Consider the following 16325-nt stretch of genomic DNA (forward strand, 5'->3'; position numbering starts at 1 on the left):
TGGGGTTGGGGGGGGCCGTGCCGGGGGCTTCGCGCTTTTTCTTGGGGCCCGCGGGCCTGGCCGGGCCGCTACCCGAGGCGGTCAATCCAGCCAGCCGTCGCGTTCGCTGTGCAGGATGCGGCCGTCATAGCCGCTCAGGCGCACCTCGACCTTCTGGTTGCGGGCATTGCGCGCTTCCAGCGACCAGGTGGCGCCATCGCGCTCCAGCGAGTGGATCTCGCGCAGCCCCTGCGACTGTGCCTTGGCCAGCACCTGCTCGGTCGGCAGCAGCGCGCGTCCGTTGTGCTCATCGAAGATCTCGCCGGTCTTCGGGTCCACGTAGACCTCGCTGAAGCGGCCATCGGCGCGGCTGACGTCGGCTTCCCACAGGCCGTCATCGCGTTCGATCTCGTGGATCTGGGTGTAGCCGGCCTTGCGCAGGGCCTGCTCGGCCTGGGCCATGCCCAGCGGTGCAGCGTGCACGGCCGGCGCAATGGCCAGCACGGCGACGGTGGCGAGGGTGAGCGACTTCAGCATGGGAGTTCTCCTGTTCGTGGCCGGACCATTCCGGCAGCACCACGATGCCGCGGTCGGTTAACAGCCCCTTAGCGGCCATCGTTAGTCGGCTGTTAGTCGGCGGTGCCATGCTCGCGCCTGTCACCATCGCCCGAGGATCCGTCACCGATGCTGGTCTCCCTGCCCCTGCCCCTGCTGCTGGCCCTGGCCACTCCGGGCTCCGCTGCCGGCCCTGCGCCGGACCCGGCGCAGCAGGTCGCGCGCCGTGCCGTGCAGCAGGGCCGCTACGTGCCCCTGGAACAGGTGGTGCGCGACGCGCTCCGGCGCCAGCCCGGCCAACTGCTGGAGGTGGAGCTGGACGACGCGGTGTACGAGGTGGAGATCCTGCGTGACGACGGCGCAGTGGTGGAGCTGGACTATGATGCGCGCAACGGGACGTTGTTGAAGATGGAACTGGACGACTGATGCGGATCCTGCTTGCCGAGGATGACACCGAGCTGGCCAAACGCCTGCAGCCCCTGCTGGAGCAGGCGGGCTATGTGGTCGATGTAGCCACCGATGGCCGTCGTGCGGAAGAGATCGGCCAGATCGAGGACCTGCATGCAGCGGTCGTCGATCTTGGCCTGCCCGGCCTGGATGGACTGAGCGTGATCGAGCGCTGGCGTGCCCATGGCCGCGATTTTCCGGTGCTGGTGCTGACCGCACGCAGCCGCTGGCACGACAAGCTGGCCGGCTTCGATGCAGGCGCCGATGACTACCTGACCAAACCGTTCCAGGCCGATGAACTGGTGCTGCGCCTGCGTGCCCTGATCCGCCGCAGCCGGGGCCACGCCAGCCCGCGCCTGCAGTGCGGCCCGCTGCAGCTTGACGTCAACGCCGGTCGCTTTGAACTGGACGGGCAACCGTTGCCGCTGAGTCCTCAGGAGTTCCGCGTACTGAGTTACTTCATCCATCACGCCGGCCGCGTGATCAGCCGCGATCGCCTCGGCGAACAGGTCTTCGAAGGCGGTTACGATCCGGACTCGAACGCGCTGGACGTGCTGCTTGGCCGGGTGCGGCGCAAGCTGGGCGTGGAACTGATCCATACCGTGCGTGGCCAGGGTTGGCGGCTGGCCGAGGCATGAGCGCGCGCCTGCCTTCATTGCGGCGGCGGCTGCTGCTGGTGGGGGGCATCGGCCTGGTGCTGGTGTCGGTGCTGGCCAGCGTGCTGCTGGGCGAGCTGTTCAAGCGCAGCGCGCGCGACCGTCTTGATGGCGAGTTGCAGCAGGACATGCTGACTCTGCTCGCGCAGGCGGAAATCGATCCCGACGGACAGCTGCGGCTGCGCCAGGAACCCAACGACGCGCGCTTCCAGCGTGTGTTCTCCGGCGCGTACTGGCAGATCACCGACCGCAACGGCAAGGTGCTGCTGCAGTCGCGCTCGCTGTGGGACCAGACCCTGCCGGTCACGGCCACCGGCCCGGCCGAGCGCAATCTGAGCGGGCCGATGCAGCAATCGCTGCGCGCCCGCGTGCAGCAGGTGCGCCTGCCACGTGCGTCGCAGCCCTACATTGCGCTGGTTGCCCATGATCGCAGCGCGCTGGACGCGGACACCGCCGCCTTCCGTCAGCGCAGCGCGCTCGCGCTGGGCCTGCTGGTCGCGGCATGGCTGGCGGTGCTGGCCAGCCAGGTGCATTTCGGCCTGCGCCCACTGCGCGGCCTGGGCCAGCAGCTGGAACGCATCCGCCGTGGCGATGCCGAGCGCATCGACCGCAGCCGGCTGGATCTGGAGATCGCGCCGCTGGCCGATGAGCTCGATGCCCTGCTCGACCACCACCAGCGCATGGTCGCGCGCGCGCGCAGCAGCGCCGAGGACCTGGCGCATGCCCTGAAGACGCCGCTGAGCGTGCTGGCGGCCGAGGCGGAGGGTGAAGGACGCGGCTGGCGGCGCACGGTGCACGAACAGGGCGCGCGCATGCGTGCGAGCATCGACCGCTACCTGGCCGCCGGCCTGGCCGTGGACCACCATCAGCGCAGCGATGTGGCGCCCGCAGTGGAGGCACTGTGCCGGTTGATGACCCGCGTGCATGCCGGCCGCCGCATCCGCTTCCAGATGGACGTGGCACACGGGCTGGCCTTCGCCGGCGCAGCCACCGACCTGGAGGAGATGCTGGGCAACCTGCTGGACAACGCCGGCAAGTGGGCCGCCAGCGAAGTACGCCTGCGGGCCCTGGCCAAACAGGACCGGCTGCATATCGAAGTGCGCGATGACGGCCCGGGACTGGACGAAGCCAAGCTGGAGAGTGTCCTGCAGCGTGGCGTACGCCTGGACGAACGGGTGGAAGGCAGCGGCCTGGGCCTTGCGATCGCCGCGGAGATCGCCGCCAGCCACGGCGGCTCACTGCGCCTTTCCAACGAGAACCCGGGACTGCGCGCACGGTTGGAACTGCCGCTGGCCCCGACAGACGCCCCGCCTCCCCGGTAGTGCCGTCCCGGCGCTGCACGCGACCCGCCTCAGCGGTGGTGCATCCACCAGCAGTCGATGGCGTCCAGCACGATGTGGATCACCAGGCCGATGCCAATCAATCGCGTCTTCTTCGGCACGCACAGCCCGGCGTACACCGCGATCGCCGGCGCGGTATGCAGCGGATGGAAGCCGATGCTGCAGCGGTTCGGGGCGTAGATCGGGTCGGCCAGCAGGTGGTCGAGGTCGATGATCCAGCCCAGCAGCATCAGCAACCAGGCCGAAGCAAAGCGCTTGCGCCAGAACAGCCATGCCAGCAGGGCTGGCACGGCGGCATGCAGGAACAGGTGGAAGATCGCGCGGGCGCTCATCAGGACCGGTAGCGCCGGGCCATGCCCGGCGTGGCCGCAGGCATCAGACCAGCGGCTCGTCGGACAGGTAGGTGTAGCCGGTCAGGCCCGCCTCCAGCGCCTGCGACAGTTCCTGCGCACGCTCCGGCGACAGCCCGGCGGCAGCCACGCGCTGGGCATAGGCCGCGCGCAGGTCGTCCAGCCGGTAGCCCACGTAGTCCAGCATCACGTCGGTGGTGTCGCCACGACGCTGCTGGGTGATCGCGTAGCCGTCTGCATCAGCCACCACTTCCACCGCGTCGGTGTCACCAAACAGATTGTGGATGTCGCCCAGGATCTCCTGGTAGGCGCCGACCATGAAGAAGCCGATGCGGTAGCTCTCACCGTGCTTGATCGCGTGCAGCGGCAGCGAACTGTCCAGGCTCTCGTTCTCGACATAGGTCTTGACCATGCCATCCGAGTCGCAGGTCATGTCGGCGATGATGCCGCGACGGTCCGGCACTTCGTCCAGCCGCTCGATCGGCACGATCGGGAACACCTGGTCGATGGCCCACGCGTCGGGAATCGATTCGAACACGCTGAAGTTGACGAAGTACTTGTCGACCAGGCGCTCGTTCAGTTCATCCAGCGCCGGACGGTGGCTCTTCTCGTCATAGCTCAGGCGCGCACGCACGCCGTGGGCGATGGCGTAGAACAGGTCGTCGATGCGCGCACGCTGCGGCAGGTCGATCTGGCCCAGCGCGTAGCTGGACAGGCCTTCGGCATGGAAGTGCTGCGCCTCCTGGAACAGTTCCACCGCCGGGCGCACGTCCAGTTCCTCGTGGATCTCGCGCAGGTGACGGATCGAAGCCGGCTCGTCATCGTGCTGGTCCGGCACGCGGCCTTCCTGCGCCTGTTCCACTTCGGACACATTCGCGATCAGCACTGCATGGTGCGCGGTCATCGCACGGCCGCACTCGGTAACGATGCGCGGGGGGGGCAGGCCGTGCTCTTCGCAGGCGTTGGCCAGCGGCTGCACGATGTTGCTGGCATACGAATTCAAGCCGTAGTTGATCGAGCAGAAGCTGCGCGAACGGGTGCCTTCGTAATCCACGCCCAGGCCGCCGCCTACGTCCACATGGGTGATCTTCGCGCCCAGCTGCGACAGTTCAACGAAGTAGCGGGTGGCTTCGCGCATGCCGTTGGCGATGTCGCGCACGTTGGAGATCTGCGAGCCCATATGGAAGTGCAGCAGGCTCAGGCAATCGGCGTACTCGGTATCGCGCAGCGACTTCCACAGGTCCAGCAGCTGGCGCGGGGACAGGCCGAACTTGGCCTTGTCGCCACCGCTGTTCTGCCACTTGCCGGCGCCCAGCGACGCCAGCCGCATGCGCACGCCCAGGCCGGGCTTCACGTCCAGCGCCTTGGACTCTTCCAGCACCAGCTTCAGCTCGGACGGCTTCTCGATGACGATGAAGGTCTGCAGGCCCAGCTTGCGACCGATCAGGGCCAGGCGGATGTACTCGCGGTCCTTGTAGCCGTTGCAGACGATCAGGCCGCCCGGGCGCGACAGTGCCAGCACCGCCATCAGCTCCGGCTTGCTGCCCGCCTCCAGGCCGAAGCCCTCGCCGTGGTGGCTGGCCAGGGTACCGGCCACGCCGCGGTGCTGGTTGACCTTGATCGGGTACACCGCGGTGTAACCACCCGCGTAATCCCAGTCCTGCTGGGCCTGGGCGAATGCCGCCTGCAGCTTGCCCAGGCGCTGGCCGAGGATGTCCGGGAAGCGCACCAGCAGTGGCAGCTTGGCGCCCGCCTCGCGGGCGGCGTCCACTACCTTGGGCAGCGACACCACCGGGCCGTCCGCCCCGGTCGGTCTCACCACCATGTGCCCGGCCTGATCCACGTCGAAGTAACCATCCGCCCAATGCGGGATCGAGTAGGTCTTGCGGGCTTGGTCGAGGGACCAATCGGTCATTTCAGTCGGCCTTGTTGGCAATAAAAGGGGGGGCATGATAACGCCTATATGCCCACAGGTTCGTTATCATGCGCGCCCGCGCCCGTGACCCGGCTCCTGCCGGACCTGAACAGGCCGATCCGTCCGGATGTGGCTTGCGCCACGCGGCCCCGTGCCGCCAACCCGGCTCTACCCCCTCCGAACAGGACCCCAGAAGGACACGTCCCATGACTGACAGCAACAACTGGTACATCGAGCATTTCGAGCGCACCGGCTCGGCCATCGGCTACCGCATCACCGGCAAGCTGGACGAGGTGCAGTCGCCCTTCCAGAAGATCGAGATCTTCCAGACCACCGACTGGGGCAACCTGATGACCATCGATGGCGCCATCATGCTGACCAGCAAGGACAACTTCTTCTATCACGAGATGATCAGCCACCCGGTGCTGTTCACCCACGCCGCCCCCAAGCGCGTGGTGATCATCGGTGGCGGCGACTGCGGCACCCTGCGCGAAGTGCTCAAGCACAAGGGCGTGGAGAGCGTGACCCAGTGCGACATCGACGAGCAGGTTACGGTGATGGCGCGCAAGCACTTCCCGGAGCTGTGCGACTCCAACGACGATCCGCGCGCCGAACTGCTGTTCGATGACGGTGTGGCCTACATGGCCAACTGCCCGGCCGGCAGCGTGGACGTGGTGATCGTGGACTCCACCGACCCGGTCGGCCCGGGCGAAGGCCTGTTCAACAAGGCCTTCTACGAGAGCTGCTTCAAGGCGCTGAAGGACGATGGCATCCTGGTGCAGCAGTCCGAATCGCCGCTGATGCAGCTGGAACTGATCAACGAGATGCGTACCGAGATGGGCAAGGCCGGCTTCGGTTCGTTCAAGACCCTGCCGTTCCCGCAGCCGTGCTACCCGACCGGCTGGTGGAGCGTGACCATGGCGCGCAAGGGCGACAGCAGCTTCGACTTCCGCCAGGCCGATTCGGCCGCCAAGACCTTCACGACCCTGTACTACACCGCCGCGCTGCACACCGGCGTGCTGGTGACCCCGCCGTTCGTGCAGGCGGCATTGAAGTAAAGAAAAACCCGCGCTGGCCACAGCGCGGGGTGTTCGTGTTCCGGTAGCGCCGGGCCATGCCCGGCGTTTCGCTTACAGCGCCCAGATTCCGGCAATCACCGCCGCCACCAGGCCCCACTTGATGACCTGGTAGGCCACCACGCTGCGCTCGCGCAGCGCCTTGGCCTTCAGGCGCACCTTGTACAGGCTGCCGAATGCCTTGTTGACACCCCCGGTCGGATCACCCGGCAGGTTCGGCGAAGCGCCACCGGCCAGCAGCGTGGCGGCCACCGCACGGTTGAACAGGCCCGGCAGGCCGAAGCGCAGCGGGCGCGCGATGTCGCAGAACAGGATCACGCGGTCCTGCTCGGTCTCGTTGTGCGCGTGGTGGATGTAGGTCTCGTCGAACATCATCCACTCGCCGTCGCGCCAGCTCTTCCGGATGCCGTCCACTTCGATGTAGCAGGCATCATCGTTGGGGGTGCTCAGGCCCAGGTGCAGGCGCAGCGAACCGGCGAACGGATCGCGGTGCGGACGCAGCTCGCTGCCCGGCGGCAGCTGCGCGAACATCGCTGCGCGCACATCCGGAATCGACTCGATCAGGGCCACGGTCTTCGGGCACAGCGTCTTCGCCGACGGGTGCGAGGGGCCGTACCAGCGCAGGTAGAAGCGCTTCCAGCCACGGCGGAAGAAGGAGTTGAAGCCCGCATCGTTGAAACTGCTGGACGCAGCGATCTTCTGCGCATCGCGCAGCGCCAGCGCCTCGTCACGGATCATCTGCCAGTTCTGGCGCAGCGGTTCCAGCTGCGGAAACTCCTTGCCCGGGTCCAGAAACGGCGTGGTCGGCACCTTCGAGAACATGTACATGACCACGTTGATCGGGGCCATGAAACTGGAGTGGTCCAGCAGCTGGCGCGACCAGCGCGCGCGGACCTTGCCACGGAAGTGGATGTACAGCACGCAGGCCACGAACAGCACTGCCAGTACGATCTTGATCATCAAAAACTTTCCTCCGGCGGCAGCCGGAACGGGAATCAGGGGGCGATGCACGGCGCAGGCGGCCGGCATCGGTGGCAACGCGGCAGGGGACGGGGACGTGCCGGAACGGGGCGGCCGCCGATGTCGCGGATGAGCAGCTTATGGTCGGCAGGCCGTGCGCCGGGGTCAAGCCACACGTGCGCCATGTTCAGCGGCGCTTGGCTGAACGGGTGGATTTCTTCTTCAACTTATTGATTTTCAATGCCCCACGCCGAGAAGTGAGACGAAATTGTCCGCCCATGCGCGACGAACTGTTCCAGCAACGGCCCCGACATTTCTCCGACAGAACGTGGATTAGCGAACTTGCCGGTACTAAAATTGACTTAACGAAAGTTTAGCCAGTTTCCCCCGCCTCACCGGTTCGCTTGACGCTTCAGCGCCGCCCACCGGGTCGTCCGAGACCCCGCCATGCCCCTTCCTGTCTCCCCCTGCCAGACCTGCGGCGATGACGCCACCACGCCCCTGCTGCTCAAGCGTGGCGAACGCCTGCTGGCCCCCGATGTCTATCGCACCTGCCTGGATGGCCGCGAGGCCGTCATCAAGGACTACTCCCGCTATCGCGGCACGCCGCTGTCGCTGGTCGCACGCCTGATGGTGCGCCGTGAAGCGCGCATGCTGCAGCGCCTGGGCGGCTGGAAGCACGCGCCGGCGCTGCTGGGAACACTGGGAGGCCTGGCACTGGGCATGGAGTTCATTCCCGGCCAGACCCTCAGCACCGCCCAGGCAGTCGGCAATGAAGTGTTCGAGCAGCTGCAGCACGCACTCAGCCGCCTGCATGCGGCCGGCATCACCCATAACGATCTGCACGGCACCAACGTGGTGGTCAGCGGCGGCGTACCGGTGCTGCTGGACTTCACCTCGGCCTGGCGCGCACCGCGCTGGCTGCGCCGCAATCCGCTGACCCGGCAGATGCGCCGCAGCGACATGAAGAACCTGCTGAAGATCCGCCAGCGCGTGACCGGGCAGGCGCCCAGCGCCACCCAGGCCGCCCTGGTGGCCGACCCCGGCTGGGTGGCCGCAGTGCGCCAGGGCTGGAAGCGGTTCTATAAGTGGGCGAAGCGCCGGTAAGCGTCGCTCCGCTCACCGCTTTACCGCTCCTTGTAGAGCCGAGCCCATGCTCGGCTGCTCTTTGTAGAGTCGAGCAAGCTCGACTCTACATGACGGCGGAACGGCAGCCGAGCATCGGGTCGGCTCTACAACATCCCGCCGGACGGCTTACAGCGCGTCTGCGTCCAGCTCGCCGGTACGGATACGCACCACGCTGCCCAGGTCATACACGAATACCTTGCCGTCGCCGATCTTGCCGGTACCGGCCGCCTTGACGATGGCTTCCACCACTGCCTCCACCTGGTCATCGGTCACCGCCACTTCCAGCTTCACCTTCGGCAGGAAGTCGACCACGTACTCGGCGCCACGGTACAGCTCGGTATGGCCCTTCTGGCGGCCGAAGCCCTTGACCTCCGTCACCGTGATGCCGGTGACGCCACGCTCGGCCAGCGCTTCGCGCACGTCGTCAAGCTTGAACGGCTTGATCACCGCCATGACCATCTTCATCGTCGATCTCCTGTCTTCCGGCGTGGAGGATAGCGCCTGAACGCGCCCGGTGCGACGCCGCGGCCGCCTGTCCGGGCAGCGCGCGCCGGCAGTATCCTTGTGGCTGAACGGCCTGCCCGCGCCTGATGCGCGGGCGCCACCCACGGAGCACCCCATGATCGACCTGAACCAAATCGATGACCTCGCCCGCCGCCTCAGCGACCTGGTGCCGCCGGGCCTGCGCGAATCACGCGAGGAACTCCAGGCCACCTTCAAGAGCGCGCTGCAGGCCGGCCTGGCCAAGCTCGATCTGGTCACGCGCGAGGAATTTGAAGTGCAGCGCGCGGTGCTGCTGAAGACCCGCCAGAAGCTGGATGCGCTGGAAACAGCGGTGCGCGAGCTGGAAGGGCGCCGCGCCGCAGAATGAAAAAGGAGGCGCGCTGCGCCTCCCACTTACAGATTATTTCCCGGATGGGGCCTTGCAGCAAGGCCCACCTGGCCCCCTAGACTCGCCGGCCTGTCGATCCGGCAGGACAACCTGGGGGTATCGCGATGACGCAGGACACCGAATGGACGCCCGTTTCGCAGGACACCTGCGATCAGGTCGCCGGGCCGTTCTATCACGGCACCCGGGCCGACCTGGCCACGGGCGATCTGCTGGTTGCCGGCTACGGCTCCAACTATCGCGATGGCGTGGTGATGAACCACATCTACTTCACCACGATTGCCAAAGGTGCCGGGCTGGCCGCGGAGATGGCCCGGGGCGAGGGACCGCCGCGTGTGTACGTGGTGGCACCGACCGGGCCGTTCGAGGACGATCCGAACGTCACCAACAAGAAGTTTCCCGGGAACCCGACACGGTCGTATCGCAGTGCACAGCCGTTGCGGATTGTCGGTGAGATCACCGAGTGGGAACCCTACGATGCGGACTTCATCCGGCAGTTGAGGGAGTTCGTCGCATCGGGGAGTGGCGAGATCATCAACTGATGGTTGGAAGACGCCGACGCGATACGTCGGCGTCTTCCAACAGCCGCGCATGTACGTAGCGTGATTCCATCATCAGAACCTGCTGTGATGGCCTTAGAGGCGCTGTTCGGGCTGCGTCCGCAGCGCATTGTGGCCGTTGCGCAGCAGGTACAGCGCGACCAGGAAGGGCCACAGGGAGTTGATGGAAGAGAACAGGCGCTGGGTGAGTCCCCTGAAACCCTGCGGATCCGCGCCCACCAGGTTCAACCATAGATAGACCACCGCCGCGATGCTCACCACGGCAGTCACGGCATAGGCCCTTCGGTTGACCGACCAGGCCTTCAGTTCGATATGCGACATCGCCGGCGCAATGATGTTCGCGATACCGATGGCGTAGAAGCCGTGCATCGGATGACCCATGGGCCAGAGCCCGTTGGTCAACATGGAGACGCCAAAGATCATCCAGCAGGCGGCACCCACGGCGATCCGGCGACCGGATTCCCGCCATAGCGCAATGGCAAACAGTACGAACCCCAGCCCGCAGCCGATGGCGGCGATCCGTGCGCACAGGCTTGCGAGCGCGGGTGCCTGCAGCAGCTCGCTGGCGTGCTGTGCAATCGGGTTGTAACCGGGTGCGAGCATCGCAGCAACGGTGGTCCAGAACAGGAACCATGGCAGGGGTATCAGACCCGCGAAAAGAAGAAGTCGGCTGTGGCGCAACATCTGCAATGATCCTTGTCGGGGTCTGCGCGGGTCGGCGAATCCATTCAAACACCACCGCCTTCTCGTCCTAAGGTGCAGTGCCGCGGCAGTCAGACTCGGCGTGGCGCGCTGGACGGTCAATAGGTGGAAAGTCACTCGCACCTTCGCAGGCGCGCGCCGCACGCTGTCGCAATCAACGCACTCGTCTCTCTCCAACAGACGAATCTGACGGATCCGTCCCAGAAATGCCGAAAGCCCCGCCGTTCAAGCCTCTCGCGCCACTCCTCCCTATACGACAATGCCAGAAACGTCTCGGGCCCGGCCGCATTGGCCCCGTTCCCTTGGCACTCCCCACAACGGCGGGCAATCGTTGCTCCGCCACCGTGCATCGGTGGCCGGGCGTCGAAAACCCGCTGCTGTGATGAAGTCTACGCCTGCCGGCTAAGGCGGGCGGTGCGTGGGGGCCTCCGTGCCCGCCGGCCCAACACAACCCGGTTTTCGAGCCACGCATCGTCCGCCTCCCTACCGCTGGCAGCTCATGTCGGCCCGTGCCGGCGCACTCCCTCAGTAGTCGTAGCTCACGCTGACGCGCAGCGAGCGCGGTGCCTGCCGTACCGTCGCTGCGCCGTACAGCGGGTCCGGCTGCCCCGGATCCAGTTCGGAGTACGGCGATTTCCACAACGCCACCTGGCTGTTGAATACGTTGAACACATCCAGATTGAAGCCCAGCCGCCCAGCCGCCACCGAAGGCCGGTAGGAGACACCCAGATCCAGCTGTTTCAGCCAGGGCAGCCGCCCCTGGCTGCCCGGAGGCGCGGGCTGGCCGTTGTAGAAGTGGTAGGCAATGCCGTAGCCGGAAGGGTCTTCGAAGTTCGGGCCATACGAACCCAACGCGCTGAAGGGCGCGCCGGAAATCACCTTGAGGTTGGCCGAGACCAGCCATTCCGGCGTCAACTGGTAGTAACCGTGCAGCTTGAACTGGTGGGTGTGGTCGTTGCTCTGCGGCCCGTTGGTGTGCTCCATCAGCTGCGCGTAATCCCAGGCCTGCGTGGTCGACACCGCCGTCTGGCCGATGCCCGACAGCAGCTGGCCTTCGGTGGTGCCGTAGCTGCGCGACCAGGTGTAGTCCGCCCGGCCATACCAGCGGCCATCAAACGGGTGCTCCAGCGACAGGTTCACCGCGTAGTAGTTGCGCTTGAACCTGGGGAAGCCCATCTCGGCATTGGTCAGCGGCACGCTTACGTAGTTGCCGCTGGTATCGACCAGATTGAAGGTGTTCGCGCGGCCAGGATTGATCAGCCAGCAGCTGACCGGATTGCTGTCCTTGGTGACGTCATACCCCAGGCTGTCGGCCTTGGCCAGCACCGCGCCGATATCGCAGTAGTCATCCACGCCGCTGCGCAGCACCCGATAGGTCGCCTTTGCGCCGTACACCCAGTTCTGGCCGAGCGCCCTGCTGAAGCCCAGGATGAACTCGTCCTGGTAGGACGGCTCGATGCCGGAGGTCGCCACCGTCTTCGGATCGGGCAGCACGCCGTAGTAGTTGTTGGCCGACACCGCGCCGGAGAACGCGGTGAGGTCGGTCGGATAGCCGTTGCTGTCGATGCCGCCATAGGTGTAGTACGTCGAGGTGGCCAGCGTCGCGCCCGCCGCGTTGAAGGCTGGGTTGAGCGGCAGCGCGAGGTAGTAGCGACCCGCGTTGCCGAACACCTTGAAGCGCCCGTCGCCATCGACGTCCCAGCTGAAGCCCAGCCGCGGCGCCCACTGCCCGCTGGTCTGCTTGATGTAGGCGTCGCCATCACGGTTGTAGTTGGTGAACTGGTCCAGGCGCAGGCCCAGGTTCAACAGCAGGCGGTCGGTCACCTGCCAGTTGTCCTCGATGTACTGCGCCCGCTGCGAGGCGCGTACCGACGCCAGTGCGCTGTAGATGTACTGGCGCACGTAATAACCGTCCTCACCATTGCGGATGCCGCCGGTGGCCGGCACGCCCAGGCCGGTATTGAGGGGCACGTTCGGGTTGGACTGGCCATAGATCCAGTAGTAACCGTCGGCGGAGGCCACCGAGCCACGGTTGAGCGCACGGGCATTCTGGTTGTCGATGCCGACCGTGATGCTGTGGTTGCCCCATCTGTAGTTCGCATCCAGTCGCAGGTTGTTGGTGCGGTTGCCGCGATCCGGGTTGACCAGCAGCGACGTGGTCTGCGCATTGGTGATCGGCGTACCACCGTTCAGCGCCGGATTCTGCAGCGTGGCGCTGCTGATGTAGGTCAGGCTGCCGTCGTAGGCCGGGTTGCCGATGTAGTCATCGGTACGCATTTCACCGTACTGCGCGCTGACGGTAAGCCGGTCGGTCAGGTAGCCGGTGTACTTGGCCGTCCACAGGTCGCCGCCGGTCTTGGTGGTGTCTTCCTTGCCACGCTGCACACCGCGGGTGAGCGTGTCGTAGTCGTAAGCGAAGCTATCGCCCCGGAAGACATTGCGGCTGGAGGCTCCGGTCAGCTCCAGCAGGTGGTTGTCGGTGATGTTCCAGTCCAGCTTGGCGTACCAGCGCGGGCGGTCGTACTCATAGCGGGAGTAGGCATTGGTCGCCTCCACGTTCTTGACGTCGGTGCCCTCACGGCGCTCGAGCTCGTACGAGCCGAAGAAGAACAGCCGGTCTTCCAGCAGCGGGCCACCGGCGTAGATGCTCTGCGTAGTCACCCACTCGCGGTCCTGGCTTTCCGGTGAATACAGCGCGCCATTGCCCGGGTAACGCACATCGTCCTTGTCCGAGCGCGTGGACGCCGGCTCCCAGGTGACCTGCCCACCGAATCGCCACTGATTGGTGCCACGCTTGCCCACCGCATTGATGACGCCGCCATCGGAACGGCCGTACTTGGCGCTGTAGCCGCCGGTGTAGATTTCCTGCTGGTCGATGCTGCCGTAGGGCAGCGTGAGGCCACCCAGACCGCGCAGTGGATCGGTGCTGTTGAAGCCATTGATGTAGTAGGCGTTCTCGGCAGCGGACGAACCACCGAAGCTCACCAGCTGTGCACCGGTCGGGCCGGCATAGGTGCCATTGCCACTGTTGCCGTTGACCCCGGGCGCAAGCTGCGCGATCGCCTCGGCCGAGCGACCCAGTGGCAGGCGCTGCAGCTGCTCGGCCGTGATCACCGTGCGCGAGTCCACGCTGCTGACATCGATCGCAGCCGCTGCCCGGTCGGCGCTGACCTGCACACCGTCCAGCCGGGTGACGTCAGCGAAGGACACCTCGGTACTGGCACCTACCGTGAGCGAGATGCCCTCGCGGCTCTGCAGCACGTTCCCTTCGGCGTCGCGTGCTTCCACCACGTAGCGGCCCAGCGGCAGCTGGCCGACGGTAAAGCGGCCTCGTCCATCGACCGTCACCTCGCGGGTGAGGCCGGTATCGCTGCGGACGAAGATGCGCTGGGCGGTGGCCGGCGCCTGTCCGGCGATCGCGCCGGTGGTGGACTGTGCATGAAGTGTGGGAGACGCGGTGGCAAGCAACACCGCCAACGCCAGCAGTCGCGGGCGCAGTGAAGAACGAGCTGTCGTCATCGTGGGCTGTACGGGTAGTGGGGGAAGCAATGCCAGCCGCAATCGGTGGACCAGACATCGCACATTCATTAACCCCGCCCGCGCCCCAATGCAGAAATGCTCAGTGGTTATCTGCTTTTGGCCGACGGTCATACCGAACCGCGCGCGCGTCGGTGCCCCCCCCCCTCCTCGTGCCACGCAGGAAAGCCCTAGGCGCCTGGCCAGCAATGCCTGATGGCGACGGACAGAGTGACGACCGCACCATCGAGCCTCTCTCTCTGCAGGAAGCACACATGAGCCTGGCCCTGGTCTACAGCCGTGCCCGCGCCGGGGTCGAGGCCCCGCTGGTGCGGGTGGAAGTACATCTTTCCGGTGGCCTGCCCGCCACCCAGATCGTCGGTCTGGCCGAAACCAGTGTGCGCGAGTCGCGCGAACGCGTACGCGCGGCGCTGCTCTGCGCGCGCTTTGATTTCCCGCAACGGCGCATCACCCTGAACCTGGCGCCCGCCGATCTGCCCAAGGAAGGCGGGCGCTACGATCTGGCCATCGCCCTGGGCATTCTTGCCGCCAGTGGCCAGATCCCGCCGCAGTCGCTGCTGCCGTACGAGTTCCTGGGCGAGCTGGGCCTGACCGGCGAGCTGCGCCCGGTTGCAGGCGCGCTGCCCGCCGCCATCGCGGCGGCCGAAGCGGGCCGCATCCTGGTGGTCCCACCGGGGAATGCGGCCGAATCGGCGCTGGCCGAACACGCCGACGTGCGCGTGGCCCGCACGTTGCTGGAATGCTGCGCCGGGTTGGGCAATCCGCGCCTGCTGCCGCAGGTTGAGCGGGTCGACACCACGCCCCTGCCGCTGCCGGATCTGGCCGATGTGCGCGGGCAGGTGCACGCACGGCGCGCGCTGGAAGTGGCTGCGGCCGGCGGGCACCATCTGCTGCTGATCGGCAGCCCCGGTTGTGGCAAGACCCTGCTTGCTTCACGCCTTCCCGGGCTGCTGCCGGCGTCCACCGAGATCGATGCCTTGCAGCTGGCGGCCATCGCCTCGGTCAGCGGCGAAGGGCTGGACCCGAAGCGATGGCGGCAGCGACCGTTCCGCGCGCCACACCACAGCGCCAGCGCTGCGGCACTGGTGGGCGGCGGCAATCCGCCCTGCCCCGGCGAGATATCACTGGCGCACCATGGGGTGCTGTTCCTGGACGAACTTCCCGAGTGGAACCGCAGCGCGCTGGAGACCCTGCGCGAGCCGCTGGAATCGGGCCACATCCGCATCGCCCGCGCTGCACGCAGCGTGATGTTTCCGGCGCGGTTCCAGCTGGTCGCGGCGATGAACCCCTGCCCCTGCGGTTGGGCCGGCGACCGCAGCAACCGTTGCCTGTGCACCGATGAGCGGATTACCCGCTATCGCGCCCGAGTCTCCGGCCCGTTGCTGGACCGCATCGACCTGCACATCGCGGTGACGCGCATGGATGCGGTGGAGCTGCGTGAGAGCACGCCGCTGGGCGAGCCCAGTGATGCGGTGCGCAGGCGGGTGGAGGCTGCACATGCGCGGCAGCAGATGCGCGGGGGACTCAATGCGCATCTGCCGCCCGCTGCGCTGCGCGCGTGCACGCGACTGGGCGAGGCCGACCAGGATCTTCTGGAGCACGCCATCGAGCGCCTGCAGCTGTCAGCGCGCGCGATGCATCGCATTCTGCGCGTGGCACGCACGATTGCCGATCTGGCCGGGTGCGAGAACATCCAGACCGCACATCTGGCCGAGGCGATTGGCTATCGACAGCTGGATCGGGGGAAGGCGGGCCAATGATGCTGCGTCATGACCGCAGCTGCTCCAGCAATGCCGGCAGCCATTCCGGCTTGAACACGCAGGCAGGCTGCTCTCTCATTTCCTCTGCGCGCCACCACTTCCAGTCCGTGATCGTGGCGTTCTCCTCTTCTGTCCAGCCGTCACGTCGAATGGCTGGCTGTGCGGGAGCGTGAACCAGAAAATACGTCTCCAGCCATCGCGCGGGTGTCGAACGGGCGACCGCATAGACGGCGTCCCTTTCCTCAACGAGCCTGCCGATCTGCAGGTTCAGTCCGGTTTCTTCCCGGAGCTCGCGCCGCGCCGCGTCCAGATAGCTCTCGCCCGGCAGAAGTTCACCGCCCGGGGTCGCCCAGAAGGGCGCGTGGTGTTCGTCGTGGTACCGGAACAGCAGAAGCCTTCCGTCTTCATCGACGATCACCAGGCGCGCGGATCGTCTGGTCTCCATGATTTCCTCCGTCTGTCGATGCCCGC

The 16325-nt window shown here is 66.5% G+C and carries 16 protein-coding genes; 8 read left to right on the top strand and 8 right to left on the bottom strand.

Annotation, left to right across the window (positions count from 1 at the left end; genetic code table 11):
• Positions 1-81 precede the first annotated feature (81 nt).
• Positions 82-516: a PepSY domain-containing protein gene (locus ACVOKU_RS06210; RefSeq protein WP_180875589.1), complete on the bottom strand. Its 435-nt coding sequence runs from the start codon at positions 514-516 to the stop codon at positions 82-84.
• A 147-nt stretch (positions 517-663) separates the two neighbouring features.
• Here ACVOKU_RS06210 and ACVOKU_RS06215 point away from each other — a divergent pair, with 147 nt between their 5' ends.
• Genes ACVOKU_RS06215 through ACVOKU_RS06225 form a run of 3 tightly spaced genes read left to right on the top strand, consistent with a single transcriptional unit; the run spans position 664 to position 2959 of the window.
• The gene (locus tag ACVOKU_RS06215) at positions 664-960 is read left to right on the top strand and encodes a PepSY domain-containing protein (protein ID WP_481559403.1); all 297 of its coding nucleotides are present in this window, start codon (positions 664-666) and stop codon (positions 958-960) included.
• Complete coding sequence (locus ACVOKU_RS06220) at positions 960-1619, top strand: response regulator transcription factor (protein ID WP_053520370.1); 660 nt, start codon at positions 960-962, stop codon at positions 1617-1619. Before ACVOKU_RS06215 ends, ACVOKU_RS06220 begins: the two co-directional genes overlap by 1 nt.
• Positions 1616-2959, top strand: a complete 1344-nt coding sequence (locus tag ACVOKU_RS06225) for a sensor histidine kinase (protein ID WP_481559404.1) — start codon at positions 1616-1618, stop codon at positions 2957-2959. Before ACVOKU_RS06220 ends, ACVOKU_RS06225 begins: the two co-directional genes overlap by 4 nt.
• A gap of 29 nt (positions 2960-2988) precedes the next feature.
• Here ACVOKU_RS06225 and ACVOKU_RS06230 read toward each other — a convergent pair whose 3' ends face one another.
• Both ACVOKU_RS06230 and speA read right to left on the bottom strand, forming a co-directional pair.
• Entirely contained in the window at positions 2989-3309 is a 321-nt protein-coding gene (locus tag ACVOKU_RS06230) for a DUF6122 family protein (protein WP_481559405.1), read from the bottom strand.
• 43 nt (positions 3310-3352) lie between these two features.
• Complete coding sequence (gene speA / locus ACVOKU_RS06235; RefSeq protein ID WP_053520373.1) at positions 3353-5242, bottom strand: arginine decarboxylase; 1890 nt, start codon at positions 5240-5242, stop codon at positions 3353-3355.
• 206 nt (positions 5243-5448) lie between these two features.
• Between speA and speE the strand changes: the two genes are divergently transcribed.
• On the top strand, positions 5449-6300 hold the full coding sequence (gene speE / locus ACVOKU_RS06240) for a polyamine aminopropyltransferase (RefSeq protein WP_128988323.1): 852 nt from the start codon (positions 5449-5451) through the stop codon (positions 6298-6300).
• A gap of 72 nt (positions 6301-6372) precedes the next feature.
• Here speE and ACVOKU_RS06245 read toward each other — a convergent pair whose 3' ends face one another.
• On the bottom strand, positions 6373-7278 hold the full coding sequence (locus ACVOKU_RS06245) for an aspartyl/asparaginyl beta-hydroxylase domain-containing protein (protein ID WP_053520375.1): 906 nt from the start codon (positions 7276-7278) through the stop codon (positions 6373-6375).
• A 447-nt stretch (positions 7279-7725) separates the two neighbouring features.
• Between ACVOKU_RS06245 and ACVOKU_RS06250 the strand changes: the two genes are divergently transcribed.
• On the top strand, positions 7726-8385 hold the full coding sequence (locus tag ACVOKU_RS06250; protein WP_481559406.1) for an RIO1 family regulatory kinase/ATPase domain-containing protein: 660 nt from the start codon (positions 7726-7728) through the stop codon (positions 8383-8385).
• 147 nt (positions 8386-8532) lie between these two features.
• Here the strand turns inward: ACVOKU_RS06250 and ACVOKU_RS06255 are convergent, their stop codons facing one another.
• Positions 8533-8871 (bottom strand): P-II family nitrogen regulator, encoded by a 339-nt coding sequence (locus ACVOKU_RS06255; protein ID WP_005411374.1) that lies wholly within the window; start codon positions 8869-8871, stop codon positions 8533-8535.
• Between the two features lie 154 nt (positions 8872-9025).
• Here ACVOKU_RS06255 and ubiK point away from each other — a divergent pair, with 154 nt between their 5' ends.
• Both ubiK and arr read left to right on the top strand, forming a co-directional pair.
• Positions 9026-9277, top strand: coding sequence for a ubiquinone biosynthesis accessory factor UbiK (gene ubiK / locus ACVOKU_RS06260; protein ID WP_053518135.1), 252 nt, complete (start codon positions 9026-9028; stop codon positions 9275-9277).
• A gap of 125 nt (positions 9278-9402) precedes the next feature.
• The gene (gene arr / locus ACVOKU_RS06265) at positions 9403-9837 is read left to right on the top strand and encodes an NAD(+)--rifampin ADP-ribosyltransferase (protein ID WP_065181514.1); all 435 of its coding nucleotides are present in this window, start codon (positions 9403-9405) and stop codon (positions 9835-9837) included.
• Between the two features lie 93 nt (positions 9838-9930).
• On the opposite strand, the gene ACVOKU_RS06270 is transcribed toward arr, so the two are convergent.
• Together ACVOKU_RS06270 and ACVOKU_RS06275 are read right to left on the bottom strand one after the other, a co-directional pair.
• A complete protein-coding gene (locus ACVOKU_RS06270; RefSeq protein ID WP_481559407.1) occupies positions 9931-10539 on the bottom strand; it encodes a DUF998 domain-containing protein in 609 nt (202 codons plus the stop codon).
• Positions 10540-11082: 543 nt separating this feature from the next.
• Complete coding sequence (locus tag ACVOKU_RS06275; protein ID WP_481559408.1) at positions 11083-14076, bottom strand: TonB-dependent receptor; 2994 nt, start codon at positions 14074-14076, stop codon at positions 11083-11085.
• Positions 14077-14348: 272 nt separating this feature from the next.
• On the opposite strand from ACVOKU_RS06275, the gene ACVOKU_RS06280 reads away from it, so the two are divergent.
• Positions 14349-15854 carry a YifB family Mg chelatase-like AAA ATPase gene (locus tag ACVOKU_RS06280; RefSeq protein WP_481559409.1) on the top strand — a complete coding sequence of 502 codons (1506 nt, stop codon included), beginning with the start codon at positions 14349-14351 and terminating at the stop codon, positions 15852-15854.
• A 7-nt stretch (positions 15855-15861) separates the two neighbouring features.
• Here the strand turns inward: ACVOKU_RS06280 and ACVOKU_RS06285 are convergent, their stop codons facing one another.
• A complete protein-coding gene (locus tag ACVOKU_RS06285; protein ID WP_481559410.1) occupies positions 15862-16299 on the bottom strand; it encodes an NUDIX hydrolase in 438 nt (145 codons plus the stop codon).
• Positions 16300-16325 lie beyond the last annotated feature (26 nt).

The organism is Stenotrophomonas sp. STEN147, assembly GCF_056757995.1.